This window comes from Bradyrhizobium sp. CCGUVB14 (assembly GCF_024199935.1).
Taxonomy (GTDB): Bacteria; Pseudomonadota; Alphaproteobacteria; order Rhizobiales; family Xanthobacteraceae; genus Bradyrhizobium.
In genome coordinates, this window is sequence record NZ_JANADS010000001.1 from 1,822,433 (window position 1) to 1,848,078 (window position 25,646).

The 25,646-nt window shown below is 58.4% G+C and carries 18 protein-coding genes and 6 pseudogenes; 18 read left to right on the forward strand and 6 right to left on the reverse strand.

Annotated features, from left to right (window positions below; all coding sequences use genetic code 11):
* Positions 1–53: 53 nt before the first annotated feature.
* Entirely contained in the window at positions 54–1,187 is a 1,134-nt protein-coding gene (locus NLM32_RS08510; RefSeq protein ID WP_309144879.1) for a saccharopine dehydrogenase family protein, read from the reverse strand.
* A 111-nt stretch (positions 1,188–1,298) separates the two neighbouring features.
* Between NLM32_RS08510 and NLM32_RS08515 the strand changes: the two genes are divergently transcribed.
* The 11 genes and pseudogenes from NLM32_RS08515 to NLM32_RS08565 form a co-directional block, all read left to right on the forward strand.
* Positions 1,299–1,730: an Lrp/AsnC family transcriptional regulator gene (locus tag NLM32_RS08515; protein WP_254128675.1), complete on the forward strand. Its 432-nt coding sequence runs from the start codon at positions 1,299–1,301 to the stop codon at positions 1,728–1,730.
* Positions 1,731–1,856: 126 nt separating this feature from the next.
* Complete coding sequence (locus NLM32_RS08520; protein ID WP_254128654.1) at positions 1,857–2,258, forward strand: transposase; 402 nt, start codon at positions 1,857–1,859, stop codon at positions 2,256–2,258.
* Positions 2,255–2,602 (forward strand): IS66 family insertion sequence element accessory protein TnpB, encoded by a 348-nt coding sequence (gene tnpB, locus NLM32_RS08525; RefSeq protein WP_254128655.1) that lies wholly within the window; start codon positions 2,255–2,257, stop codon positions 2,600–2,602. The genes NLM32_RS08520 and tnpB (NLM32_RS08525) overlap by 4 nt, the downstream gene beginning before the upstream one ends.
* 46 nt (positions 2,603–2,648) lie before the next feature.
* A complete protein-coding gene (locus tag NLM32_RS08530; RefSeq protein ID WP_254128656.1) occupies positions 2,649–4,301 on the forward strand; it encodes an IS66 family transposase in 1,653 nt (550 codons plus the stop codon).
* An 879-nt stretch (positions 4,302–5,180) separates the two neighbouring features.
* Positions 5,181–6,524: an LLM class flavin-dependent oxidoreductase gene (locus NLM32_RS08535; RefSeq protein ID WP_254128676.1), complete on the forward strand. Its 1,344-nt coding sequence runs from the start codon at positions 5,181–5,183 to the stop codon at positions 6,522–6,524.
* Between the two features lie 198 nt (positions 6,525–6,722).
* A pseudogene (locus NLM32_RS08540) lies at positions 6,723–7,165 on the forward strand (IS5 family transposase); the annotation flags it as partial.
* A gap of 95 nt (positions 7,166–7,260) precedes the next feature.
* Positions 7,261–7,775, forward strand: a pseudogene (locus NLM32_RS08545) (transposase); the annotation flags it as partial.
* A gap of 78 nt (positions 7,776–7,853) precedes the next feature.
* Positions 7,854–8,252: a transposase gene (locus NLM32_RS08550; protein ID WP_254128299.1), complete on the forward strand. Its 399-nt coding sequence runs from the start codon at positions 7,854–7,856 to the stop codon at positions 8,250–8,252.
* Positions 8,233–8,586, forward strand: a complete 354-nt coding sequence (gene tnpB, locus NLM32_RS08555) for an IS66 family insertion sequence element accessory protein TnpB (RefSeq protein ID WP_027584880.1) — start codon at positions 8,233–8,235, stop codon at positions 8,584–8,586. The genes NLM32_RS08550 and tnpB (NLM32_RS08555) overlap by 20 nt, the downstream gene beginning before the upstream one ends.
* A 125-nt stretch (positions 8,587–8,711) precedes the next feature.
* Positions 8,712–10,286 carry an IS66 family transposase gene (locus NLM32_RS08560; protein WP_254128657.1) on the forward strand — a complete coding sequence of 525 codons (1,575 nt, stop codon included), beginning with the start codon at positions 8,712–8,714 and terminating at the stop codon, positions 10,284–10,286.
* Between the two features lie 98 nt (positions 10,287–10,384).
* A pseudogene (locus NLM32_RS08565) lies at positions 10,385–10,510 on the forward strand (IS3 family transposase); the annotation flags it as partial.
* A gap of 258 nt (positions 10,511–10,768) precedes the next feature.
* Here NLM32_RS08565 and NLM32_RS08570 read toward each other — a convergent pair.
* A pseudogene (locus tag NLM32_RS08570) lies at positions 10,769–10,969 on the reverse strand (transposase); the annotation flags it as partial.
* Positions 10,970–11,461: 492 nt separating this feature from the next.
* On the opposite strand from NLM32_RS08570, the gene NLM32_RS08575 reads away from it, so the two are divergent.
* The 3 genes from NLM32_RS08575 to NLM32_RS08585 all read left to right on the forward strand — a co-directional run bounded on the left by NLM32_RS08575 (position 11,462) and on the right by NLM32_RS08585 (position 15,320).
* Positions 11,462–12,142 (forward strand): hypothetical protein, encoded by a 681-nt coding sequence (locus NLM32_RS08575; protein ID WP_254128677.1) that lies wholly within the window; start codon positions 11,462–11,464, stop codon positions 12,140–12,142.
* Between the two features lie 127 nt (positions 12,143–12,269).
* Positions 12,270–13,268 carry an NADPH:quinone oxidoreductase family protein gene (locus NLM32_RS08580; protein WP_254128678.1) on the forward strand — a complete coding sequence of 333 codons (999 nt, stop codon included), beginning with the start codon at positions 12,270–12,272 and terminating at the stop codon, positions 13,266–13,268.
* Between the two features lie 1,116 nt (positions 13,269–14,384).
* Positions 14,385–15,320, forward strand: a complete 936-nt coding sequence (locus NLM32_RS08585) for an isocitrate lyase/phosphoenolpyruvate mutase family protein (protein ID WP_256568226.1) — start codon at positions 14,385–14,387, stop codon at positions 15,318–15,320.
* 372 nt (positions 15,321–15,692) lie between these two features.
* Here the strand turns inward: NLM32_RS08585 and NLM32_RS08590 are convergent, their stop codons facing one another.
* From NLM32_RS08590 to NLM32_RS08605, 4 genes and pseudogenes are all read right to left on the reverse strand, one after another.
* Complete coding sequence (locus NLM32_RS08590) at positions 15,693–16,898, reverse strand: IS91 family transposase (protein ID WP_254128679.1); 1,206 nt, start codon at positions 16,896–16,898, stop codon at positions 15,693–15,695.
* Between the two features lie 11 nt (positions 16,899–16,909).
* Complete coding sequence (locus tag NLM32_RS08595; protein WP_254135257.1) at positions 16,910–17,794, reverse strand: tyrosine-type recombinase/integrase; 885 nt, start codon at positions 17,792–17,794, stop codon at positions 16,910–16,912.
* A 107-nt stretch (positions 17,795–17,901) separates the two neighbouring features.
* Positions 17,902–18,054 (reverse strand): annotated as a pseudogene (locus tag NLM32_RS08600) (integrase core domain-containing protein); the annotation flags it as partial.
* Positions 18,055–18,117: 63 nt separating this feature from the next.
* Complete coding sequence (locus tag NLM32_RS08605; protein WP_254135258.1) at positions 18,118–18,843, reverse strand: reverse transcriptase domain-containing protein; 726 nt, start codon at positions 18,841–18,843, stop codon at positions 18,118–18,120.
* A gap of 791 nt (positions 18,844–19,634) precedes the next feature.
* Between NLM32_RS08605 and NLM32_RS08610 the strand changes: the two are divergent.
* The 4 genes and pseudogenes from NLM32_RS08610 to NLM32_RS08625 all read left to right on the forward strand — a co-directional run.
* Positions 19,635–20,541: pseudogene (locus NLM32_RS08610) on the forward strand (IS66 family transposase); the annotation flags it as partial.
* Positions 20,542–20,788: 247 nt separating this feature from the next.
* A protein-coding gene (locus NLM32_RS08615) for an IS3 family transposase (RefSeq protein WP_375143537.1) occupies positions 20,789–22,017 on the forward strand; the annotation gives its coding sequence in 2 pieces (ribosomal slippage) (positions 20,789–21,071 and positions 21,071–22,017; 1,230 coding nt in all).
* A 696-nt stretch (positions 22,018–22,713) separates the two neighbouring features.
* The gene (locus tag NLM32_RS08620) at positions 22,714–23,892 is read left to right on the forward strand and encodes a Xaa-Pro peptidase family protein (RefSeq protein ID WP_254128680.1); all 1,179 of its coding nucleotides are present in this window, start codon (positions 22,714–22,716) and stop codon (positions 23,890–23,892) included.
* Positions 23,893–24,312: 420 nt separating this feature from the next.
* Positions 24,313–25,581 carry an FAD-binding oxidoreductase gene (locus tag NLM32_RS08625; RefSeq protein ID WP_254128681.1) on the forward strand — a complete coding sequence of 423 codons (1,269 nt, stop codon included), beginning with the start codon at positions 24,313–24,315 and terminating at the stop codon, positions 25,579–25,581.
* Positions 25,582–25,646: the final 65 nt, after the last annotated feature.

A 25,646-nucleotide genomic window follows, 5' to 3' on the forward strand; every position in this document is an offset into this window, starting at 1 on the left:
GGCTTACGCCACGCTCGCCAGCCTCTCAACAATCCGCTGATGAATAAGACGGGTTAGACCGGCTGCTTCGGACGAAGGCCCTCTGGGTCGTAAACCCGACCAAAACGATTGCTGAGGAATTGAGTGAGTGCGACTTCCTCCTGACGGACGAACCCCTTCTGTGGAAGCTTACCAGAAGCAAGAAGGTCAAGAACCGCTGTGATACCGGCTGTGGTCGTGATCTGGATAGCGCTCATTGTCTTGCCCGCGACGATGCCGGGATAGACCTTATTGGCATAGGTTTCCTGCATATAGCGACCAGCCTTCCAGCCACAGACCGTGACAAAAATCACGACAACATCCTGCACGGTGGCAGGCAGTGCATTTTCTAACAGGTCCTTTAGCACGTCACGGCGATTCTTGAGATTCAGGTCGTTCAGAAGTGCCTTGATGATCGCCTGATGGCCGAGATAGCGGATCGTGCGATAATTCATCGTACGAACGCGGCCCTCAAGTGTCTTTGCGAGAGTGCCAAGTCCGCCAGAGGTGTTGAACGCCTCATAGGTGATACCATCCAACGAAAATTCTTCACGTTCTTCCATTGCTGGGACCGTGACGAACTTCCCCTCTGCAATCGCTTCGCATGGCTCGATGTATTCGTTGATCAGTCCATCGGTGCTCCAGGTAAGATTGTAGTTTAGTGCGTTCGACGGAAACTGTGGCAGCGCCCCGACGCGCAAGCGCAAACTGTCGAGCGTGTCAAAGCGCTTTGCAAGATCATTGGCAACGATCGAGATAAAGCCGGGAGCCAAGCCACACTGGGGGATGAAGGCGACATTTGCGCCCTTGGCGAGCTCTTCAACCTTCTTCGACGTCGCCACGTCTTCCGTCAGATCGAGATAATGTACCGAGGCCTCCAGCGCCGCCTCGGCGACCTTACCCGTAAAACTGAACGGTGCAGCCGACAAAACGGCAAATTTGCCGCGGAGCAAGCCGACCAACGCCGCCTTGTCGTTGATGTCAACAGCCTTCCCGGAAATCGCAGGATGCTTGTCGAGCTTCGCAAGCTGTGCCTGATCACGATCCGTGATGACCACGTTGTAATCGCCGGCATCAGCAAGCATCAAAGCGACGGCGCTGCCGATCTTACCTGCGCCTATGACCAGTACATCCTTCATTTGTGTCGCCCCTAATCTCGAGAATTGGATTTCTCGCAATCTGACGGAGAGCACCGCCGCTTAATAGTGGCGTATTGCGCTTTTTATCTCACCATTTTAGTCATATTGCCGTACTTCGTTGTCAGAAAATTAGGACGAGAGATGAATATCACGGACAAGGATCGAGTACTGCTGGATCTGCTCGGCGAAAATGCGCGTGCGTCGATCGCGAGGCTTGCCAAGGAGATGGGTTTGTCCAGGACGACGGTTCAGACTAGACTTGAGCGCCTGGAGCGGGAAGGCGTTATCGCCGGATATGGTCTGAGACTGTCGGAGGCCTATTCGTCCAGCCTGGCAAGAGCCCATGTCATGATCACACTTGCGCCGAAGGTTTTAGCGGAGGTGTGCGCTTCATTCCAAAGCATCCATGCCGTCAAATCGCTGCACTCGGTCAGCGGATCATTCGACCTGATCGCGGTTGTCGAAGCGCCGTCGATCTCGGAGCTTGACCAACTTGTCGACGAAATTGGCATGATCGAGGGCGTTGAACGCACACTCTCATTGATCATTTTGTCAACACGAATTAGTCGATGAACAACGTGCGCGTATCTCCATTGAGGCCGCTTAATCTGCGCATAAGCCGTATTCCTCCGTTGAGGGCCGCCTTGTTTGACGGATGCGAACGCTGCAGGTCCTAGGGGTAATCCTAGGAGAAGCGCTATGACGATTTCGCGGGCAGAGGTGATCACATCGGTCGAGCGGCGGCGGCGGTGGTCGCAGGATGAGAAGGAACGGCTAGTTGCAGCATCGCTCGAGCCCGGAGCCACTGTTTCCGAGGTGGCTCGCATGGCCGGCCTTCATGTGAGCCAGCTGTTCAAGTGGCGCAAAGAGCTTTGCAAGCACAATGATGCGAGTATAGCACCGTTAGTGCCGGTCGAGATTGGGCCGTCTGTGCCGCCCCGGGATGTGGCCGAAGCGCCTTTGACGACGGCACCGGCGCGTCGACGAAGGAGCCAGGGGATCATCGAGATTGATCTTGGTAGCGGACACCGCATCCGGGTCGATGGCGAGGTTGATGGAGACGCGCTGCGTCGAGTTCTCGATGCTCTGGTGCGCCGATGATCCCGGTTCCGACAGGTGCGCGAGTGTGGCTCGCAACAGGCTACACGGATATGCGCAGAGGCTTTCCGTCGTTGGCGCTCCAAGTGCAGGAGGTGCTGCGCAAAGACCCGCTCGGCGGTCATCTGTTCGTCTTCCGCGGTCGCCGCAGCGATCTTGTGAAGATGATCTGGCACGATGGCCAGGGCGCATGCCTGTTTACCAAAAGACTCGAGAGAGGAAGGTTCATTTGGCCATCTGTTGCCGGTGAATCGGTAACGATCTCGCCGGCGCAGTTGAGCTATCTGTTGTCCGGGATCGATTGGCGCAATCCACAAGAAACCCAGCGTCCGACGCGGGTCGGATAGCTGTTTTACGGTTTGAATCTGCTGCTTGATCTGATTCAATGGCTTCATGATATCGAAGCCGGACGAACTTCCATCGGACCTTGTCAGTGCCCTGGCGGCGCTGCAGGCCGAGCGTGAGGCGCGGCTGCAAGCCGAGGCGGTGGCTGCTAGTGCGCGGGCGGAGCTATCAGACAACGAGGCGCTGATCGCGCATCTCGAGCTGCGAATCGAGAAGCTCAAACGCGAACTGTACGGGCAGCGTTCCGAGCGCACGGCACGGCTGCTTGAGCAGCTGGAGTTGGAACTCGAAGAACTCGTCACCACGGCGAGCGAGGATGAGCTTGCCGCGCAGGCCGCAGCGGCGAAGACGCAGAACGTCCGCCCCTTCATGCGCAAGCGGCCGGTGCGCAAGCCATGGCCGGACGACATCGAACGCGAGCGCGTCGTTATTGAGGCTCCAACGACCTGTACCTGCTGCGGTGGATCGCGGCTGGCGAAGATCGGTGAGGATGTGACCAAGACGCTGGAGGAGATCCCGCGCCGGTTCAAGCTGATCGAGACGGTACGCGAGAAGTTCACCTGCCGCGATTGCGAGAAGATCAGCCAGCCGCCCGCGCCGTTCCATGCCACGCCCCGCGGCTTCATCGGCCCACAATTGCTGGCGACGATCCTGTTCGACAAGTTCGGCATGCATATCCCGCTCAACCGCCAGAGTGCGCGCTTCAAGTGCGAGGGGATTGACCTACCGTTGTCGACGCTGGCCGACCAGGTCGGCCACGGGACCTTTGCCGTCATGCCGCTCTTCCACTTGATCGAACGCCATGTGCTCGCTGCCGATCGCCTTCATGGCGACGACACCACCATCCGCATCCTGGCGAAGGGCAAGTGCACGACCGGCCGGATCTGGACTTATGTGCGGGATGACCAGCCCTTCGCCGGCCCTGCGCCGCCGGCGGCGGTCTATTACGCCTCGAGCGACCGACGAGGCGAGCATCCGCAAAAACACCTGGCCCGGTTCAGCGGAATCCTCCAGGCGGACTGCTACAACGGCTTCGAGCCGCTGTTCGACCCGCGGAAGAAGGCGCAGCCGATTACGCCGGCGTATTGCTTTGCCCATGCGCGGCGGGGCTTCTTCGAGCTGGCTGATATCGAGAAAAATGCTCGGGAAGGGAAGAAGGGCAAACCGGTCTCTCCGATCGCGCTGGAGGCGGTCAAACGCCTCGATGCGTTGTTCGAGGTCGAGCGCGCCATCAACGGCTGCGGCGCCGACGAGCGGCGCGCCGTGCGCCAGGACAAGAGCAAGCCGCTTCTCGAGGACATGCACGCTTTGTTGCTGCGTGAGCGCGAAACCCTCTCGCGCTCCTCTGAGGTCCTGAAGCCAATCAACTACATGCTCCGGCGCTGGGACGACTTCGCCCGCTTCCTCGACGATGGCAGGATCTGCTTGACCAACAATTGTGCCGAGCGCGCATTGAGAGGCATCGCCCTGGGAAGGCGCAACTGGACCTTCGCCGGCAGCCAGCGCGGCGCCGACCGGGCCGCCATCATGCTGACGATGATCACGACCTGTCGCCTCAACGACGTCGACCCCAAGGCCTGGCTCGCCGACGTCCTTGCCCGTATCGCGGATCTTCCCTCATCGTGTCTGCACGAACTGCTGCCTTGGGAATGGAAGCTCCTGCGCCAAGCCGACACGCCCGCCGATCATCAGGCTGCCTGACCTTCACGCAACACCATCATAGAGCTCGCCGTGCCCGCGCGCATGCGTCAATCAGGCGGTCTTCGTCGTATGAGTACCATAAGCCACGCGGAAACTTTCCAATTAAACGATTTGGCGCAATATTTGCCCTGCCCGGCTCAGCATAGCTTTGTCGCGAGGGCCAACTCTCCTATGCTGGACGGAGCGCAAGGGCACGCGCGCAGCTAGCGCTGGATATCGTCGAAGAGCGCTTGAAGATAATCGGAGTGCAGTTGGATGAGCTTCGATTGAATATGGTCGGCGTCAACGCGGTATGTCGGGGGCGCCCTTGTGCGGCGACACCCAAGCCGAACCGCCGGAGGTGCGCATTCGGGTAGTGGGCCGGACACGGTCTATGGCAGATGCCATTCTCATTGGAAATGAAGTGGGGGACGCGGCTCAGTGGACCGGCGGCCGGCGGCGGAGCCACTAAATCGGCGAGAGAAGCGCGGCGGCTTCATTTGGTCGAGACCGTTGACTTGCCCCGAAAGGCAACAGATCTGCCCCCGGTCAACTATCGACGCCGGTAGTTGAGCTGCGCGTGCGTGCTGTGTCACCTATCGGGATAGATTGACAAACGGACCGGACTGACATCGGTAGAAATTCAGTATGCAACATAGCGCCTCTTGGGTAGTCGCCTAGTCGCGTGCCGATCTGGAGCCGATTCATCCGTCTACTCGAAGTGAACCGTAAACTGCGGGCAAAGATACGTCCAGCGGACGTCTTCGAACAATTCAGCCACGGGGTCATCTTACAACGAAAACTGTGGGCACTAAGCTCGACCGGTTGTTTAATATCAACGAACGCTGATCACCCGCTGTACGGAATGCGAGATCTGCAGTCGAAACAAGGAGGTGTGGCATGTGGCGCAAAGACGAAATGAAGCTCGGATTGTTTCTGCGGAGGGTGGGATTTCATGAAGGGGCGTGGCGCGATCCTAATGTGCCCGCTAATGGCGGAATCGACATTGACCATTATGCTCACCTCGCCAAACTTGCCGAAGGTGCCGCATTTCACTTCGTCTTCCTCGATGATAGTCCCAGTGTAATAGAGCGAGATCACGCGCACATTGCACGTGTAAGCCGGAACGACGGGTTTGAGCCGATCACGCTGTTGTCGGCGCTTTCGTCGCTAACGCAATATATCGGACTTGTCGGGACTGCAACGACCACGTACCACCAGCCCTATCATCTTGCGCGCATGTTCGCGTCGCTTGACCACTTATCGCAAGGACGGGCGGCTTGGAACATGGTCACCTCTGGATCTTCATTAGAGGCTCCAAATTTCGGCGAAAGCGAGCTTCCAGACCATGATATGCGCTATGCTCGAGCTAGAGAATTTGTAGAGGTTATGAAAGGGCTTTGGGATTCGTGGGGAGACGGCGCCTTCCTTCGCGACAAGAAAACAGGAATATTCGCTGACACCACAAAGCTGCATTTGCTTAACTACCGAGGGAACTATCTATCAGTGAGAGGTCCGCTGAACATAGAAAGGCCGCTGCAAGGTTATCCTGTGTTGGTTCAGGCTGGAGCATCTGATGCCGGAATACGCTTTGCCGCAGAATTCGCTGAGGTTGTCTTCACGGCCGAGCCATCCTTCGAGGCCGGCAAGCGGTTTTACGCGTCCCTCAAAGAGAGAGCACGTGCAGCCAGGCGACAGGACGATCAGTTGCTAGTCATGCCAGGTATTGTCCCGATCATTGGGAGGACCAAGCAAGAGGCGTCTGACAAGCTTCAAAGATTGCAATCAAATACCCATATCGACGTGCAAATTGGATTGGCCGATCGAATGCTTGGGTTCGTCACCGACCTTAAATCTGTCGATCTCGATTCTATGGTTCCGACGACTTTACCACGAACAAATATCACGCAGAGTTATCACAAGTTGCTTCTCGGTCAAGCAGCACGCGACAAACTCACGTGGAGACAGCTGATCCGCTTGGTTTCAGACTGCAAGGGTCATCTCATGATTGTTGGAACGCCGGATGAAGTCGTCAGTGTCATGGTGGATGCTTTTGATGGACAGGCGGCCGACGGATTCAACGTGATGCCGGCGACTCTTCCCGGCGGGCTAGTGGATTTTATCGATCTCGTTGTGCCCGAATTGCGTAAGCGAGGCAAATTCAGGTCGAAATACTCTGGACAAACATTGCGCGAGAACCTTGGTCTCAAGCGGCCCCTCAATCAGTTCAATCACGTAGCTTGAGTGCGTCCGCAAAATGTCGCCGGCCGCCATGCTCTTTGGTGTGGCCCTTTGGATTTACACGGCTTTCGCTGGCGGCCAGATCGAATGGACGGTTACCGGGCGGTCCCCTACTACGGAGGTTATTGTCGTCGGTCTAGGCTCAGGACCTATTAATTTTGATTGATGCGTGATTCAAGGTCTCCTGATTCGGAGACTTTGATGGGTGATTTGTTTCTGCTCAGCGCGCGCCAGATGGCGCGCATATCGCCGCGTTTTCCGTTGGCGCATGGCGTGCCGAGGGTCGACGACCGCCGCGTTGTCAGCGGCGTCGTCTATGTCATTCGCAACGGTCTGCAGTGGAAGGACGCGCCGAAGGGCTACGGTCCCCACAAGACGCTCTACAATCGCTTCATCCGCTGGAGCCGGCTCGGCGTGTTCAATCAGATCTTTGCCACCCTGGCGGCGGAAGGACCAAAGCCAGAGCGCATCATGATCGATTCCACGCATCTGAAGGCGCACCGAACGGCCGCGAGCCTCCTAAAAAAGGGGTTCTTTCCTGCTGCATCGGCCGCACGAAAGGCGGGTTGAATTCCAAACTCCACGTCGTCTGCAACGACATTGGCAAGCCGCTCGTCATGCTGCTCTCGGAAGGCCAGATGAGCGCCCTTGAGAGCTGGCTCCGCAAATTCGGACAGTAGCTTGAGTGGATTTTCTGCCTGACAGCGGCGAGGATTCTCGCCGCGAATCAGGAGCGAAGATGACGAAGAGGAGTCGCCGGACGCATTCTCCGGCATTCAAGGCGAAGGTGGCTTTGGCGGCCGTGAAGGGGGAGAAGACGTTGGCCGAACTGGCGCAACTGTTTGATGTCCATCCGAACCAGATCACGACCTGGAAGAACCAGCTCCTGGAAGGCGCCGCCGGCGTGTTTGGGCAGGACAAGGGACCGGCCGAGGCGCCGGTCGATTTGAAGGCGTTGCATGCCAAAATCGGCGAGTTGGCGTTGGAGAACGATTTTTTGTCCGGCGCGCTCACCAAGGCGGGCCTGCTGAGCGCAAAGCGATGATCGACCGCGACCATGATCTGCCTGTCGTGCGCCAGGCAAAGGTCCTGAACCTTGCCCGCAGCACGGTCTACTATGAGCCTCGGCCGGTTTCGGCCGAGGACCTTGCCTTGATGCGCCGGCTCGATGAGTTGCACCTCGATTATCCCTTCGCAGGGGCGCGCATGCTGCGATCGCTGTTGCGGCGTGAGGGCGTGCAGATTGGCCGTAAGCGCTCCTTTCTACGCACCTATGCAGTTGAGCGCGGGGATGGGATGAGGTGTCCACCATGAGCGAGGTGGACACCATCGATGATAACTCCAGAAGAACCTTTGAGACTTGAGACGGTCGGCGTGTTGTGCAATGGCCGGCGTCGCTATGATCCGGCCAGCAAACAGCGACTGGTCGAGGCCTGTCTGCAGCCTGGCGTGTCGCTGGCGGGGCTGGCGTTGCAACACGGCGTGAACGCGAACCTGCTGCGCAAGTGGGTGGCCAAGCGACAACTTCAGAACGGGGATGACCAGCCGGAGGCGCGGGCGCCGATTGCGCCAGCTTTTATTCCGGTTTGCGCGACGGAGCGATCCTGTGCAGGGCGGCTGACGGCATCGATGCCCAACGGCGTGACGCTTTCGCTGGAAGGCGGCGACGCGCAGTTGCTGTCGGCGGTGATTGAAGCGCTGGGGCGTTGCGATGTTCCGACTGGCGTCTGATCTTCGGGTCTACCTTCACCGCGAACCGATTGACTTCCGGGCGGGCATCAACAGCCTGGCGATCGTGGTGGAGCAGTCGATGGGGCTGGATCCGTTCCAACGCGCGGTGTTCGCGTTCTGCAATCGTCGCCGCGACCGGATCAAGCTGCTGATTTATGATCGGTCAGGATTTTGGATGCTGCTGAAGCGGCTGGAGGCCGACAGATTCCACTGGCCCCGAAGTCAGGAGGCGGTGCTGACGCTGACGATGGAGGAGCTGCACTGGCTGCTTGACGGCATCAACATCGCGGCGATGCGTCGTCATCCGGTGCGGCAATATCAGAGCGTGGGCTGAGCGTGTTCGATGCGGGCGGCGTCATCGGGCTTCGGCATGGCCGTTCTCAGATGACGCCGCCGAAGACATGACGAAGACATGGGAGCCCGGTTGACGCGGCGGCATGACTTCGATTCAAGACTACGATGAGTCGCAAGCCCACGACGCACGAACTGGAAGCCTTGATCGCGGCGCTGAAGGCCGAGAACGAGAAGCTCGCGCAGCGCGTGAGGCACCTTGAGGAGCAGTTGCGGCTGGAGCGGCTGCATCGCTACGCGCCACGCAGCGAGAAGCTCAAGGATCGCATCTTCAACGAAGCCGAACAGGCTTCCGCCGAAGAAGGCGCGGAACAGGACGATCTCGAACCGGCGGTCGTGCCGGATACGGGGCGGCCGGAGGGTGAGACGCCCGCGCCGAAGAAGCGCGGCCGCAAGCCTCTGCCGGCGGATCTGCCGCGCCAGCGTATCGAACATGATCTGCCCGAGGACCGGAAGGCCTGCCCGTGCTGCCGGAATCGGATGCACCGGATGGGCGAGAACGTCACCGAACAACTGCATATCGAGGTGAAGGCGACAGTGCTGCAGCACGTGCGGTTCAAGTACGCGTGCCGTCACTGCGAGCGCACTGCGCTGAACACCCCGATCGTGATCGCACCGATGCCGGCGCAGCCATTGCCGGGCAGCGTCGCCACGGCTTCGACGCTGGCGCTCGTGCTGGCCAACAAATACGTCGACGGCACGCCGCTGTATCGTCTGGCGGACGCGCTGGCACGCGCCAACGTCAGCGTCGGCCGCGGCGCCCTGGCCAATTGGGTGATCCGGTCGAGCGAATTGCACCTGCAACGCGTGTATGATGCGCTGAAGCAAACGCTCCGGTCGCAGCCTCTGATCCATGGCGACGAGACGTGGGTCAAGGTCCTCAAGGAGGACGGGCGGGATGCGCAGACCAAATCGTACATGTGGGTCTACCGCAGTGGCCAGGACAGCGCCCAGCCAGTCGTGTTGTTCGATTACCAGCCCGGTCGCGGCCAGGAGCATCCACAGGCCTTCCTGGCCAGTTGGGGCGGCCTGTTGATGAGCGACGGCTATGACGCCTGGCGCACGCTCTCCGGTGTCACTCATCTTGGCTGCATGGCGCACGCGCGCAGGAAATTTACCGACGCGCTCAAGGCGATGAAGAAGCCCGGCGGCCTCTCGTTGCAGGCACTCAGGTTCTTCGAGGCATTGTATGAGGTCGAGAGGCTGGCGCGCCAGACGCCGCCCGACGGCAAAACGCGCGCCGAATACGCCTTGCGGCTGCGCCAGCAGCACAGCGTCCCGGTCCTGGCTGCGTTCAAAAATTGGCTCGACGATCAGGCGCCGAACGTGCTGCCCGAAAGCCTGACCGGCAAGGCCATCGCCTATGCCCGCAACCAATGGGATTATCTGGCCCGCTACGCCAATGATGGCCTTGCGCCGATCGACAACAATGTTCTCGAACGCGACATCAGACCCTTTGTGACCGGAAGAAAAAACTGGTTGTTCAGCGACACCGTCGCCGGCGCAAAGGCCAGCGCGGTGATCTACAGCCTGGTGCTGACATGCCGGGCCTGTGACGTTGAGCCCTACGCCTGGCTATGTCACGTGCTCGCTGAACTGCCGCAGCGTCCGCCCGACGCCGACATCGAAGACCTGTTGCCATTCAACTTTGCCAAGCACGCAGAGACCGTCAACCCTGGCTGATCGCCTTAAAGCCAACAGGGACACTCCACCAATCAAAATCCCCGCCCTGCGCAGACGAGGAGATGATGCTGCACCGTGCGTCAAAAAGCGCGCTTACGATTGGCCGCCGCCACGTCGCGACGCTGATGAAGCGCATGGGGATCGAGGCGATCTATCGCCGTCCGAACACCAGCAAGCCGGCACCGGGCCACAAGATCTACCCGTACCTGTTGCGCGGATTGAAGCCGGATCCCTCGAAGCGCGGCCAGCACCGTCGCAAGCGTCGCCAGCTCCACGCCCGGCTCGACCCGGATGCGCGCCCCGTTCATCTCGATCTCGACCACTCCACAGACCTTGGCCGGCGGCGCGGCAATCTCCAAGGGCTTCATCTGTACCGGCGAAATACACTCGGACTCGCCAGCTCTCCCGCCATCGCTCTCGATACCAATTTGGATCGGCACGAAGTTCTGGGCTTTGCCGGCTACCGCCGACGCAATCTGGCGTCGCCACACCGTGAGCAGCCCGCGGGAAACGCCATTGCGCCGCGCCACCTCGGAGATGTTCGCACCCTCCTCAAAGCTCTCTGCCACGATCCGGGCCTTCTCCGCGCCAGTCCACCGTCGCCGCCGGCGTTCCCCAGTGATCACCTCGACGCGACGATAGGAGTCACCTTCCTGCCTGACATCAAGCATGGCATTTGCCATCGCTCCACCTCCACCGATCAGCTCATGCCAAGCTGTATTGCAGGCGAGCTGAAGGCTGGCGAGGTGGGTGCCTCATGCCGGTTACTTTAAATCAAAGACCACCAGCATTAGTAGGTTCGCTGATTCCGGCTTTCCTGTACCTGAAGATATGGCTGCTTTGGAGATACTCTCCGTGCAACACCAAAACGTTAGGTCAATACGACCCAGCTCGACCCATCTTACAGAAGAGAGTGCGTTCATCGCCCATCAAGAAACAGTCGAGTGCGTAGCTCTATCTTGCTAACTTAAGATGGCCCGAAAGCGATTGAAATCACCGTCGGTGCTGGAGCGTCTACGTGAAGGCATAAAAAGAAGCTGTTGCTTAGCGCCCAGGACAGTTGGGGTAAACAGCCATGGGATGACCCTTCTGCAGGACTTGGTCTGATAGCTTGTCAGCAATTTGCCGTATAGAAAACCGATCGGCGAAAGACAATGGTGTGGCGAATGAGATGCGTGGTCGATCAATTGCAAGTTTCGCGCTTCCTTCATGCATATGATGCCGCAGCGGCTGAAAGAGGCATCAAGCTGTCAATAGGATTCGACTTTTGGGAGTACGTCCGGATCACTGGCTCCGCTTCAACAAAGGGACCGACATATCCAAATTTCCGACCAGATCGGTCGCCAATCAAGCCAGGCGACGGATACTGGATCAAAGGCGTCGACAAGAATGATGAGGTTGCTCTGTTGGAGGCCGCTCGACTCTATGATTTGTCACGCAGCAATCTTGCAGAACATCTTCAGTCGCTGAAAGCCTTTTATGCTGAACCAACCGTGCATGCGCATGCTTCGGACCGCTGTGTTTGTACGGCACATGCCGCGAAGAAGATAACAGGGAACGTTGCTTATCATGGCGACCTTTGGGTCCGCAAAGACTTCAGAGGACGTGGCATACCGCAGATCGCATCTGGGATCGCTCGCGGCGTGTCTTTTGCAATGTGGGCTCCTGATTTCTTATGTGCCCTGGCACCGCGCTGGCGGATTGATAAGGGTGTTGTTGCGCAAAACGGATATGCGCATTGTGAACCCGGAGGATCCATATTGCGACTGTTAGAATACCACATCGTGGATGAGGATTGGCTCGTTTGGGTAACAGGCGAAGAGGTGAGGAGCCAGATTGATCTACAAGCAAAGTAAGTCTGAATCAGAACGGTTACCAGTCAAATCTTGTATGCTGGAATAAGGTTAAGGTGTCGCACGTATTTGGCGGCATAAGTTGAGGGCTTATCTAAACTGGCACTTTGTACGATAGCACGGAGTAGAAATGAAAGCGATCATTAGCAAATCGGCAGGCGGTCCCGAAACTCTTGTTCTAGAAGAGGTCGACGATCCGGCTGCTGGCGTCGGCCAGATTGTCGTTCGCATCAAAGCCAGCGGAGTAAACTTTCCGGATGCACTGATCATAGAAGACAAATATCAGTTCAAGCCAAAGCGACCATTTTCTCCCGGGGGCGAATTCTCAGGCATAGTCGAAGCGATAGGTGACGGCGTTTCATCGCTTCAACCAGGCGATCGCGTCATGGGTTTTTCGAGGTGGGGCGCAATGGCGCAGAAAATTGCCATAAACGCGAGCCGATGTACGCTAATACCAGACAAAATGCCGTTTGACGAAGCCTCCGTGTTCTTTTTGACCTACGGCACTTCGTACTACGCGTTGAAAGAGCGGGGCGACCTTAGAGAGGGTGAAACTCTCCTGGTGCTTGGAGCCGCTGGTGGAGTTGGGCTTGCGACAATTGAGATTGGAAGGGTGATGGGGGCTCGTGTCGTGGCAGCCGCTTCTTCACCTGCGAAAGCGAGAAAAGCTCGGGAGCACGGAGCAGACCGAGTGGTGATGTATCCACCTGCGCTGTCTGATGCATCGTCTCAGAAAGATCTTGCACACCTCTTTAAAACGGCTTGCGCTCCGGACGGAGCTCACGTTGTGTGTGACGTTGTAGGTGGAAGCTATTCAGAGGCGGCTCTGCGCGCGATAGCTTGGGATGGTCGCTTCCTCGTTGTGGGATTTACGGGAGGTATCCCACAGATTCCGTTAAATCTTCCCTTACTTAAGAGCTGCAAGATCGTTGGCGTGTTCTTCGGGCCGTGGCTTGATCGCGGTGTCGACCGTTTTAGTCACATCGCGGTTGAGTTACTCGAGTGGTATCTGGCCGGCAAGCTGCGACCTTCCATCTCGGAGCGCTTTCCCTTCGAAGAAGCGGGCAATGCCATCGCCCAGCTCGCCACTCGAAAGGCAGTCGGAAAGATTGTCGTAAATATAGATTGAGTTCAGCTGTTGAGCTAGCTGGACATTGAGCGACAGAACTCGGGGAATCGTTCTCTCCAAATCCTATCGCTTCCTGCCCGGAAATCCGCGCTGCACGCGGTCGTCGAACCATCCAGGTCTAAATGACGCAAGAGGCCTATCGCATGGGTGCCAATCTCGCGCTTCCGAAACCCGGGCGCGGTCTTGCGAAGAAAAAAGGCCTCCCATGTTTACCATTGAGCTTCAGGCATGCGATATGCATGCTGCTCTCGCCCGCCTGCTTGATGAGACACGCGTTCATGATCTTCGGATCGCTCGAATGATAGCGGACGGCTGTCGAATTACGGCTGCCCTAGAAACCAGCGACCGGGGCCCGGTCGAAAAGGTCGCTCGTCGCCTTGAAACTAGGGTCTGCATCCTTTCGGTTGATGTTCGCAGCAACGAAATTGCGTAAAGCCTCACGTCGCGAGCAGAAACTTGAATTAAGTGCCGCACGTCACGAACCATTCATAAGCGACGCTTCGCATGCTCGAACTGCGCGATCGCCCATGAGTGGCCTCTGATTCCTTTCACGTCTGCACTCCCACCGCTGGAATGCTTGCATGTCACACGATCGGACGGGAGTCATGAAGCACTGTCGCTGCTGCTCAGCACGCTCGAGCCAGTATCTGAAGCGACTATGCTCCTGGCGATTGTTCGCGTGGGTTTAAAGCGCAGGGCCGGCCAGCTCCGCCAACTTATGGCCCGACGTTCGTTCATCGCGCAGGAGTTTCCGGAGGTGCGTAAAGCCTCCTGCTTTGAACTGGGAAACTAATCCTCATTGTTCGGAAGTCAGCAGCGGAAGCGCCGTATACGTGGTTAGCGGGTCTTTATCTGCGATTAGCCCGCGGATGCCCTATGGCTGCCGCGCTTAGTAAAGGGGATACATATCACCCGCCCTTTATCAACTATTATTTCGGGGAATTGATCTCGATGATCGAAGCGCGTGATCTATCCATTAATGGAATAAGGACAGCCGAACGGCGCTCGAATGGTTAGGCAGGCAAGGAATGGTGGTGCGAGCAAGCGCTACACAAGGGATCTGCAATACAGGATTAATCGCCTCCGTTTCTCGTCGACGTTGTTGGACACCTCGCTATGATATCCGATACGCTACGCGCACAAATCTGCTCGAGTGCTGAGCTTTCGTTTCTCATGGAGGTGCATGATGGATTCTCCGCAACGATCGCTGAGCGCACAGGCTTCGAAGGCTTGTGGGTGTCGGCGACCTCAATTGCCTGTTCCCTCGGATATTGCTATGCTGACGAAGCGCCATGGAATCAAGTTAAGAGCATAATCGAAAGAATCGTTGGCTCGACTGAACTGCCGGTTCTCGCCGATGGAGACATTGTCCTTCGTAGTGTCAACAGTGGAGTAATAATCGCCCATGAGTTGCGTTGCTGTGGCGCTGCAGGGCTCGCACTGGAGGATAGCTCTGGCCCGAGGGCGATGCACGTTTTACGCGAGCAACATCGTGAAGCAAATCTCCAGAAATTCTGTAGCCGTGTGCGTGCGGTAAAGGACGCTGTCAAAGACGATTTGGTCCTTGTCGTGTGCCTCGAGGCACCAAAAGACGAGTGTGGAATGGAGGAAACGCTTCTGCGAGCTCACGATTACGCAAGGGCGGGCGCCGATGCAATCCTTCTGCACTCATGTAAGGATGCCGTAGACGGGATCGTCTCGTACTTGCAAGCCTGTCGGAGTCCGTTGCCCATTGTAGTAATTCCAGCCAAAGACGATCGAATGCTGCTCTCTGCTCCTCTAAGTGTTCCATTGTCTGCGATTATCTGGGCAAATCACTCGATGCATGGGGCGATAGACGCAACAAGAAATGTCCGCTGTCGCCTTGGGATTGGCGAGAGCACAGCGAGCATTGAGCGCGGTGTCGCGATCGTCGACGATCTGATCGAGGTTCTGATGTATGACGAATTGGCACGCGGACGAGGGCGTTGGTGTCGTGAAGATAACGTCTCATCCACGCAAGAAGTCCATCGCGATCTTCGCGGAGGCCCGTCATGTCCAGGACGATCGTGACCTGCCTATGCCGAGCGCGGCATAGTAGAGAGCGTTTTTAGATTGGCGGCGCGTTACCGAAGCTTCAAAGTGCGCCGCTGTGAGTGCGCCGGTAATCTAAAAACGTGTTGGACGAAGCCGCCTAGCGCGCCGGTGCCGCTATGGAAATTGGATGCTGCTTCCCAATGGAGAGCCCCGTCGCTAGGGCTCCGGGGACATGCTGGATGCGGTCTTTATAGCGAAACATTCTAATCGAGATATGGTCTCCCCATCGGAAAGACCGGCGACGCCTGCGTCTGGAGAGCTCGATGTCGGAGGCGTGACAATAGGACGCCTGCTCTCTGCCTCGGCAGACGGAAAGCACGATGATCAATGAGTTGAAATGCACGACCATCATGAAGTGTCCATGAGAGGTGGGTCTTGTGACGCAACGGGCGCGAGCACCTCGATGCACACCATCTGCCCTTGACGGCAGAAGGGACACTCCCGCAGGGAAACTCCGGTCAGTTCTTCGACCTTGTCGCGATAATCGCGCCCTTCCTTCGGCTTTGCCGACATATCGGACTGCCGCATTCCGAGCAGTTCGCGGCAGCGGGCGAGCTTTTGCTTGCGGTAGCGGTTGCCCATGAAACCGTAGTAGCGGATGCGCTGAAATCCCTCGGGCAAGACATGGACGAGGAAACGCCGGATGAACTCCCCGGCGTCGAGCGTCATCACCTTTTGCCGGCTCTCGTTGCGATAGTCCTTCCACCGGAAGCGTACGTGGCCATCTTCGATATCGACGATCCGGTTGTTGGCGATTGCCACCCGGTGTGTGTAGCGTCCGACATATTCCAGAACCTGCTCAGCGCCCGCGAAGGGTGGCTTGGCATAGATCACCCAGTTGACCCGGCGGGCGGGATCCAGATAGCTCCGGAATGCGACGGGATCGCGCAGCCGTTCCAATGACGAAAAGAATCGCAACTCGCCGGCATCAAATGCCCTTTGCAGACCTTCGAGGAACAGCCGCCGGAAGAGTCGGGAGAGCACGGCGACTGGTAGGAAGAAGCCGGGACGGCACGCGATCCAGCGGCTTCCGTCCGGCGACAGCCCACCGCCGGGCACGACGCAGTGGAGATGGGGATGATGACTGAGATTCTGCCCCCAGGTGTGAAGCACAGCGAAAAACCCGATCTCCGCGCCGAGATGTCGCCGATCGGCAGCGATGGTGCGCAACGTCTCGGCGGCTGCGTGGAACAGAATCTTGTAGACCGTGCTGGCATTCTGGAAGGCAATCGCGGCGATCTCATCGGGAATGGTGAAGACGACATGGAAATACTGCGTATCGAGAAGCTCTTCCCGCCGAGCTTCGATCCATTCTGCTCGGGCGAGCCACTGGCACTTGGGGCAACTGCGGGAACGGCAGCTGTTGTAAGCGATCCGTCGTTCGCCACAGCGGTCGCACTGTTCGACATGGCCGCCGAGCGCCGACGTTCGGCAGCGCTCGATGGCAGTCATTGCGGAGCGTCGTTCGGTCGATAGCGAGGCCCAGTGCTGCTCTCGCCAGGCAGCACCGTAGCGACGGAAGATATCCGCCACCTCCGGACCTGAGCGGCTCATGGGGCTGGCCGTCAGAAATGTTCGGGCGCTGGCGGCGAGGAGGCCTTGGGGATCGGACGTGGCAGCAGTTCAAGCGGGCTCGTCGCCGCGCAGACCTTGTTGGTAGCGATCCGCAGATATTGAGCGGTCGTTGACAAGCTGCGATGGCCGAGCAGGAGCTGGATGGTGCGGAGATCGGTTCCAGCTTCGAGCAGGTGCACCGCAAATGCATGCCGAAGCGAATGAGGTGTCACCGGCTTGGAGAGTTTCGACATCCGATGTGCCTGGCGGCAGGTGGCATCTACGGCGCTTGTCGATATCGGTTCTCCAGCAACGGCGCCAGGAAACATCCATGCCCCGGTGGGTCGCACGGCGCGCCAATAGTCCGTCAGCACCTCCAGCAACCTGGCCGACAGCATGACGTAGCGGTCTTTCTGTCCCTTGCCCTGCTCGACGCGCAGCACCATGCGCTGGCGATCGATAGCCTCAGGCTTCAGGCGGGTCGCCTCGGAAATGCGCAGACCGGCGGCATAGCATGTCGTCAGGATCGCCTGGTGTTTGAAGCTCTCGATGCAGCCAAGGAAGTGCAGCACCTCCTCGGGGCTGAGAATGACGGCCAGTGTCTTTGGCGCCTTTGGGCACGGAATGATCCGGTCGAAATCCCAATCGAAGCCGAGCGTGACGCGGTAGAGAAATCGAAGCGCTGCGACGGTCACTTGCACCGAGCGTGGGGCCAGCTTCTTCTCGTTCGTCAAATAGACCTGGTAGGCGTGGATATCCTCCGGGCCGAGCAAAGCCGGCGATTTAGCGAAATGCCGGGCAAACTGCGAAACCTGCAGCAAATACGAATCCTGCGTGTGTCGCGACAGGTTGCGGACAGAGCTGGCCCCGGTTGTTTGGACAGCGCCCCGCGGAATTTAAGTGGATTCCTGCCGGTTTACACTGACTGCGGGGCTTTGCGATTTTGTCGTTGCGTCGGGAGGGCGTAGCCCGACCAGAGCGACGACAAAATCGCGGGCGACGATCATGCGGCCATCACCATCGCTTGCACGCCGAAGTAAGCCTCGTCGGGCGTGCGTTCGTCAAGGCTCGAGTGCGGGCGTCCCTGATTGTAGAACGCCAGATATTTGGAAATCGACGCTTGCGCCTCGGACACGCTGTCGTAGGCGCGCAGATAGTCGAGTAGCGCGGGGGAATCCCACCCCCACGCCCTCCGAGAACCGGACGTGAGTCTCTCGACTCATCCGGCTCCTATCGCCCCAACCGGAGATTCCGTGGACCAATGGGCGAACAGGTTCGGTTGGCGGGATTTGACCCCGCGCAACCAGCCCCACGCTCGCTTTGCGTGTCCCCGAAGTCTTTTGTATTTCCGCTGTGCCCAGCGCACGATAAATGGATCTACTGTGCGCAGTGCCCTGCGAAGCGCCGAACGATGAAAACGCCCGTAATAGTTGACCCAGCCAACAAGAATAGGCCGTGCCCATTGGGCGATTTTCTCCAAGTCGAGATCGTTGCGATGATGCAGCTTCCAGCGACGCACGTCTTCGCGCATCGCCTTGGCCGCTTTGTCGCTGACCGCAGGAGAGAAACTGACGAACAGCTTTCCAGCGCGATTCATCGATTGTCGGGGTCGAAACGTAAAGCCCAGAAAATCGAAGCGTTGCTCCGGATAACCGTTCGGTCGGTTCGAGTCTTTGCAGTACACAATCTTCGTCTTTTGCGGATGCAATTCCAACTTACACGCCGCAAGCCGCGCTTCCAGCGCTTGCCGCAATGAAAGCGCTTGCGCCTCACTGCGACAGTGACAGATGGCATCATCCGCGTAGCGCTCGAACGGAATGTCTGGATTATTTTCCTTCATCCAACGATCGAACGCATAGTGCAGGAAAAGGTTTGCCAAGATTGGGCTGACGACTGCCCCTTGCGGGGTCCCCTTCTCTCGGCTGACCAGCGCGCCATCCGGCATGCTCACGGGTGCCTTCAGCCATCTTTCGATGTAGAGCAGCACCCATGCGCAGTCGGTATTGCTCGAGCAGAGACTCCACGCCTCGCGCTTCGATGGCTTCGAACGTCACCCCGTCTATTCCCGGTGCGCCGTCGTTTTCTTTCGCCATCTCATACGCTGCGCGCAGGGTCTCCATCTTGCACACGTGGACGTATAGACCCCAGAAACGCCAGGACGGTTCAGCCTTCGCCTTGACGTATAGTCTCCGCCTCAGGTCCCGCAAATCGATGGACGCCTTTATCATCTCGTCCTTGCCTTCCTTACGTTAGAGACACCACAAATGGCAGGGACCCTTTGCTTCACGGGCGTTACTCCGCTTCATCGCTACTACGGTCCCGGCCGCCACCTTCTCATCTTCGGCCGATTTCCCGGGATCTCCGGTTATTCGACCTACCTTCTTCCGGTGATTTCTCCCCGGGATGAGGAAGGCTTCTCCAGTTGCTCAGCATGTCCTTGTCACCGTGCTGTCGCTTTCACCCCGCCGAAATGACCCGTCGCGTCAGTTAGCATTCGACGGATCATGCTGCCTTCGCCCCTAAACTGCGGGCTCGACTTTCGGTTTTCAGCATTTTCGAGGCCACAACGCGTTCTCTTTTGATACGGCCCGGTGACTCGTGGTCTCCCCAAGGGAGTTTTGTCGATAGGCTTCAAAGGTTCTATTTCTATCTCCTCTGCTATCCACACTACGGGGAGCTAACTTTTTCCCCGGCAGGGCTGACTCCTGCTGAACATGCCAGCCTTCGCTGGACGCACAGTTCGGCATGCACATCCCGCTCAACCGCCAGAGCTCCCGGTTCAAATGCGAGGGCATCGACATGCCGGTCCACGCTGGCCGACCAGGTCGGCCACGGGACCTTCGCCCTGGCTCCGATCTTCGAGCTGATCGAGAAGCATGCCTTCGCGGCCGAGCGTCTTCACGGTGACGACACCACCATCCGCATCCTGGCGAAGGGCAAGTGCACAACTGGGCGCATCTGGGTTTATGTTCGGGATGACAAGCCCTTCGCGGGCACAGCTCCGCCAGCTGCGGTCTATTACGCCTCGAGCGACCGACGGGGTGAACATCCCCAGAAACACCTGGTCGGGTACCAGGGCATCCTTCAGGCTGACTGTTACAGCGGTCTCAATCCGTTGTTCGACGAGCGGCGGAAGGACCGACCGCTCACGCCCGCCTTCTGCATGGCCCATGCCCGCAGGGGGTTCTTCGAGCTGGCCGACATCGAGATGAATGTCCGGAACGGCGGAAAGGGCAAGCCGATCTCCCCGATCGCGCTGGAGGCGGTCAAACGGCTCGACGCCTTGTTCGAGATCGAACGTGGGATCAACGGCAAGACCGCCGCGGAGCGGCGTGCCGTGCGCCAGGAAAAGAGCAAGCCGTTGTTCGACGAACTGCACGCCTGGCTGCTGCGCGAGCGCGAAACCCTCTCGCGCTCTTCCGAGGTCCTGAAGCCAATGAACTACATGCTCAACCGCTGGGACGACTTCGCGCGCTTCCTCGACGACGGTAGAATCTGCCTGACGAACAATGCCGCAGAAAGAGCGCTGCGCGGCGTGGCTGTGGGCAGGCGCAACTGGACCTTTGCGGGCAGCGAGCGCGGCGCTGAACGTTGCGCCGTCATGCTGACGATGATCACTACCTACCGTTTGAACGACGTCGATACCGACACAATCTTACAACTGATCGCAATGAACGATTAGAGAGTGCCGGTTGGCGAATCATTCGATCTGGCTGAATGGCGATCATACGTCGGCCGCTTGCCGGCTCGCTGCAGGCCGCTCGTTGGCAGACAAGCTGCGTGGGGAATACGGACTTGGCAGCTGAAGGGTTTGTGAAGTGGACCCCGGATTTTGGACCGGCGGCTTAGGTGGTGCGGATGCCGTTCCGTTTTGATAAACGGAGCGGACCATGAAGAAGACGAGACGGACAATCGATGCGGCGCTGAAGGCAAAGATCGCCTTGGAGGCGCTGCGAGAACAATCAACGGTGACGGATCTGGCGCAGCGCTACCAGGTGCATGTGAACCAGATTTATGCCTGGAAGAAACAGCTTCAGGATCAAGCGGTTCGGGCGTTCGACGCGGGCGCTGGTCGGGATGGCGAGGCGGCCCACGAACTGGAGGTCGAGAAGCTCCACGCCAAGATCGGACAATTGACGGTCGAGCGGGATTTCTTAGCCAGGAGGTCCGGAAGATGAGCGCGCCGGATCGCCGAGGATTGCTTCAGCGCGATCATGCGGGTCTATCGATCCGCCGGCAATGCCAACTGCTGAGCGTTGCGCGATCGAGCGTGTATCGGCCGCCGCGGCCGGCCAATGACAACGACCTTGAGCTGATGCGGCGGATCGACGAGCTGTTCACGGCCTGGCCGTTCTTGGGCTCGCGGCGGATGACGGCGATGCTCAATAGCGAAGGCTGTCGCATCAATCGCAAGCGCGTGCAGCGGTTGATGCGCAAGATGGGCATCGCGGCGCTGGGACCAAAGCCCAGAACCACAAAGCCGGCGCCGGGACACAAGATCTTCCCGTATCTCCTGCGCCATATGGTGATCGACCGACCGAATCAAGTGTGGGCGGCCGATATCACCTATCTGCCGATCGGCCAGGGCTTTCTGTATCTGGTGGCGATCATCGATTGGGCGAGCCGTGCGGTGCTGGCCTGGCGGCTGTCGAACACGATGGACACATCGTTCTGCGTGTCTGCGCTCGAAGAGGCCTTGGCGCGCTTCGGCCGGCCTGAGATCTTCAATACCGACCAGGGTAGCCAGTTCACCAGCGCCGCCTTCACCGGCACGCTGGCCGCCACCGGCGTCAGGATCTCGATGGACGGTCGTGGGCGCTGGATGGACAACGTGTTCATCGAGCGGCTGTGGCGCTCGCTCAAATACGAGGACATCTATCTCAAGGGTTATTCGGATGGCCACGAGGCCAAGGCCGGAATCGCCCGATGGATCGAATTTTACAATTTCCAGCGCCCTCATCAGGCGCTGGAAAACCGCGCGCCGATGGCGGTCTGGCGGGCCGGTGTCACCGGCGCACAGGCTGTGGATATGACGCTTCTCGCAAGCGAGAAGCTTGGACAACGCTGCGCGTTGCCCACATCCCCACAGCCACAACAGCAGCAGGCAAGAGTAGCGTAAAGTCACTGGGAAGAACGAACGGCAGCAGCTCCACTTAAAAAACCAGACCCAGTGGTCCTCAGCATAGGGTCCACTTCACCTTCTGCCGCGCACAGCAGTGCAGACAAGCATCTTATAAGAGGCCTTTTAAAAATGAAACTTCGGGAACTCGCTCATGCCCGAGCTGGCGACAACGGGAATATATGAACATCTCTATCATCGTCTTTGAACTAGGCGACTACGGCTTTCGGTCGAAAATGTCACCTCGGAGAGAGTAAGAGATCATCTTTCCGATGTCGTTTTCGGCGAAGTGAGCGCTATGAGTTGCCAGCGCTCGGCGCATCGAATTTGTTTTTGCACGATGCGTTGGGCGTAGGAGTCACCCGCTCGCCGCCACTGGACCCGCACGCAAATCTTTTTCATCGTTGCTGCTACAACTCGATCTTCTCGACCGAACGCGGGGTTATTCAAGGACTGACGCGGACCGCAACGGTCCTCTCGCCTCGTGTTTTTGCTAGGCAGCCTCTCGCCATTGCAAAGAAGCTCGGGCGGTTGCGATGGAACTATACGCCAATGCGGTGAAACATGCAGAAATCCTGCAGATGCGGCTTGATTTAGAGGAAATGGATCTAACGGCGTTAGATAAAGATCACGATTGCGCAACCTACGTTCTTCCTGATCGACGAGCGGCGATCCGCTCAACAAGGGGCATCGAAATTGAAACGAGAACTGCATTTCGAAAAGAGCGAGTTTGTTGCACGCCTGGTCGCAGTGAAGGGTGAAATGAGCAAGCGAGGTGTCGACATCTTGCTGATCTCAGAACCACCGAACATGAACTATCTGACGGGCTACGACGCATATTCGTACTATGTCCCGCAATTCGTGATCGTCTCCCTCAAGAAAGAGCAGCCCATTTGGATTGGCCGCTTCATGGACCGCGTGTCGGCGGTTATGACGACCTATCTCGATGAAGACAATATCCGCGCTTATGAGGACAAGTACGTCCATTCTGCCACTTTCTCGGCGTTCGATGTGATTGCCGATGTGGTCAGGGAAATCGGCGGAGAGAATGCACGTATCGGCGTGGAAAATGGCGGATACTACTACTCCGCGCGTGCACACGCTGATCTTTCCCGTGCGCTTCCCGCTGCGCAGTTCGTCGATGCGGATCTGCTCGTCAACTGGATCCGGATTGTGAAGAGCCCGGCGGAAATCGCGCTTATGCGTCAAGCGGGCAAGATCGCTGACGCCATGATGGCCCGAGCCATCGACATCGTCGCGCCAGGCATTCGGGAGTGTGATATCGCTGCCGCCGTTTATTACCAGATGGCGGCTGGCACGCCCGAGTTCGGCGGGTCCTACATGTGCGCGCCCCCGATGCTTTGTGTAGCTGAGCGTTCCATTGCACCCCATGCCGCATGGACCGACAAGCCGCTACCGGCTTCGACGACTCTTAACCTTGAACTCTTCGGAAACCGGTTGCGTTATCAGGTCAATCTCAGTCGATCGATATCGGTAGGAAAGCCGATTCCTGCTTTCCAGAACTTGTCGGAGCTCGCGGTGGAGGCGATGAACGCAGCCCTCGACAGTGTCGAGCCTGGTCGTAAATGTTCGGACGTGTCCGAGGTGTTTCGCCAATCGCTGGCTCGGCATGGGCTCGAGAAAGAGGCGAGGCTCGGCTACTCGATCGGCCTGGGCTATCCGCCCGGTGCGGTGGAACGGACGGCCAGCCTTCGAAAGGGAGACGACACAATTCTTCGTCCGGGCATGTGCTTTCATATGATGCCCGGGCTCTGGCTGGACGATGTCGGCATTACGATCACACAGTCGTTCACCGTGACGGACGCTGGTCACGAGGCGTTATCAGCAACGCCGCGCAAGTTGTTCGTAAAGTAAGCTGGAAGTGAGTATCCGCGTTTAGCCCGGCTGCAGCACAAACTGCGGCCGGCGCCGTGGGCCAATCTAGTATCTAAGACTCAGAAGTTATGGCCGTGGTCGCCCTTAGCTAGATCACACCGCCCGCTTCAGGCAGTAGAGCGCGCTCGCCTTGAATTGCAGACGATAACGCAATTGCGGTCGGCGCCCACGGATCGAAAGGTTCGCTATCTTTAAACCTTGCTACCGCATCGGTGACAATTGGGAGGATAAGATGATTTACCAATGAGACACGAAGCGCATGAACTGGCTACTCGGGCGGTCGCGTGGACTGCGCCGATCTCAGCTACTGGCAGACCACGATGATCCGCAACTGGGGCTTCGTCTCCGAATGTTTTGATTAGTGGACTGCGCCGATTGCACTCGATGGCATGAAAATTTATGCGGAACTTCTACGACGCAACCGTTTCCCGTAGGCTCTACCCCGAACTGAACGGCAGGCTCGACACGCAGGTCTGCATTATAGGCGCCGGTCTTGCCGGTCTGTGCACCGCGCTCGGGCTCATCAAACGCGGCGTGCGCGACATGGTCGTGCTTGAAGGCGAGCGAGCGGGTTTCGGTGCGTCCGGTCGAAACGGCGGCTTTGTGTTCGGGGGCTACAGCTTGGATAACGCCGAGCTGTTGCGCGCGCTCGGTCGCGCCGAGGCGCGGCTCCTATACCGACTCACGATCGATGCTGTCGACCTAATCCGCGCGCGAATTGCGCGCTATGGAATCGACTGCGATATCGTCGACCGGGGTGTGATGCTTGCGAACTGGTTTAACGATCGTTCTCGCCTCGACAAACTGCGCTCGCTGATGCAGCGCGAGTTCGGTGTCGACTGGGAGCCGGTCGCGGCGGATGTCCTGAGTGCACGCTTGAAGACCTCGCGCTATTATGGCGGGCTCTTCGAGGCCAACGCCTTTCATTTTCATCCTCTGAAATACGTTCTCGGCGTCGCTCGGGTGATCGAGCAAGGCGGCGCACGCATTTTCGAGCAATCCGCGGCGCTTGCGATCGAACGCAACGGCGCAGGCTTCGTCGTGCGTGCGCCGAATGGCGTAGTGTGCGCAAAGGATGTCGTGTTCGCGGGAGGCGCCTATGCGCGCGGCGTAGCGTCCCGGATAGAGCGCGCGGTGCTGCCGATCGCGACTTACGCGATCGCAACCGAACCGCTTGGCGCTCACCTGACCGACGCTATCGACGCACCATATAGCGTATACGACACACGATTCGCATTCGATTACTATCGCCCATTGCAGGACACACGAATTCTCTGGGGTGGCCGGATTTCGGTGCGCCGCCGCGAGCCGGACGTGATCGCGCGCTTGCTGAGGCGTGATCTTGCCCGTGTTTATCCCCAACTTGCAGATGTCAAGGTCGAGTATGCATGGGGCGGCCTGATGAGCTATGCGCGCCATAAGATGCCGCAGATCGGCCGCGACGCCGACGGCGTTTGGCATGCCATCGCATTCGGCGGACATGGAATTGCGCCGACTACGGTCGCGGGCGAAACGCTCGCCGCTGCTTTGGTTGAGGGCAGTCCGGTGCCAAAGGGCTTTACTGCGTTCGGCCTGTCTCGCACGTTCGGTCTTGTAGGGCTTGCTGCTGCGCAGCTCACATACACCGCATACCACAGGCGCGATAAGCTCGCGGAGTACCGCCACTGAGTACGTGTAGAGCAAAACTCAGAAGCCAACTCGCTCGCTTGCAGAGAACGACCGCCCGCGTCTGT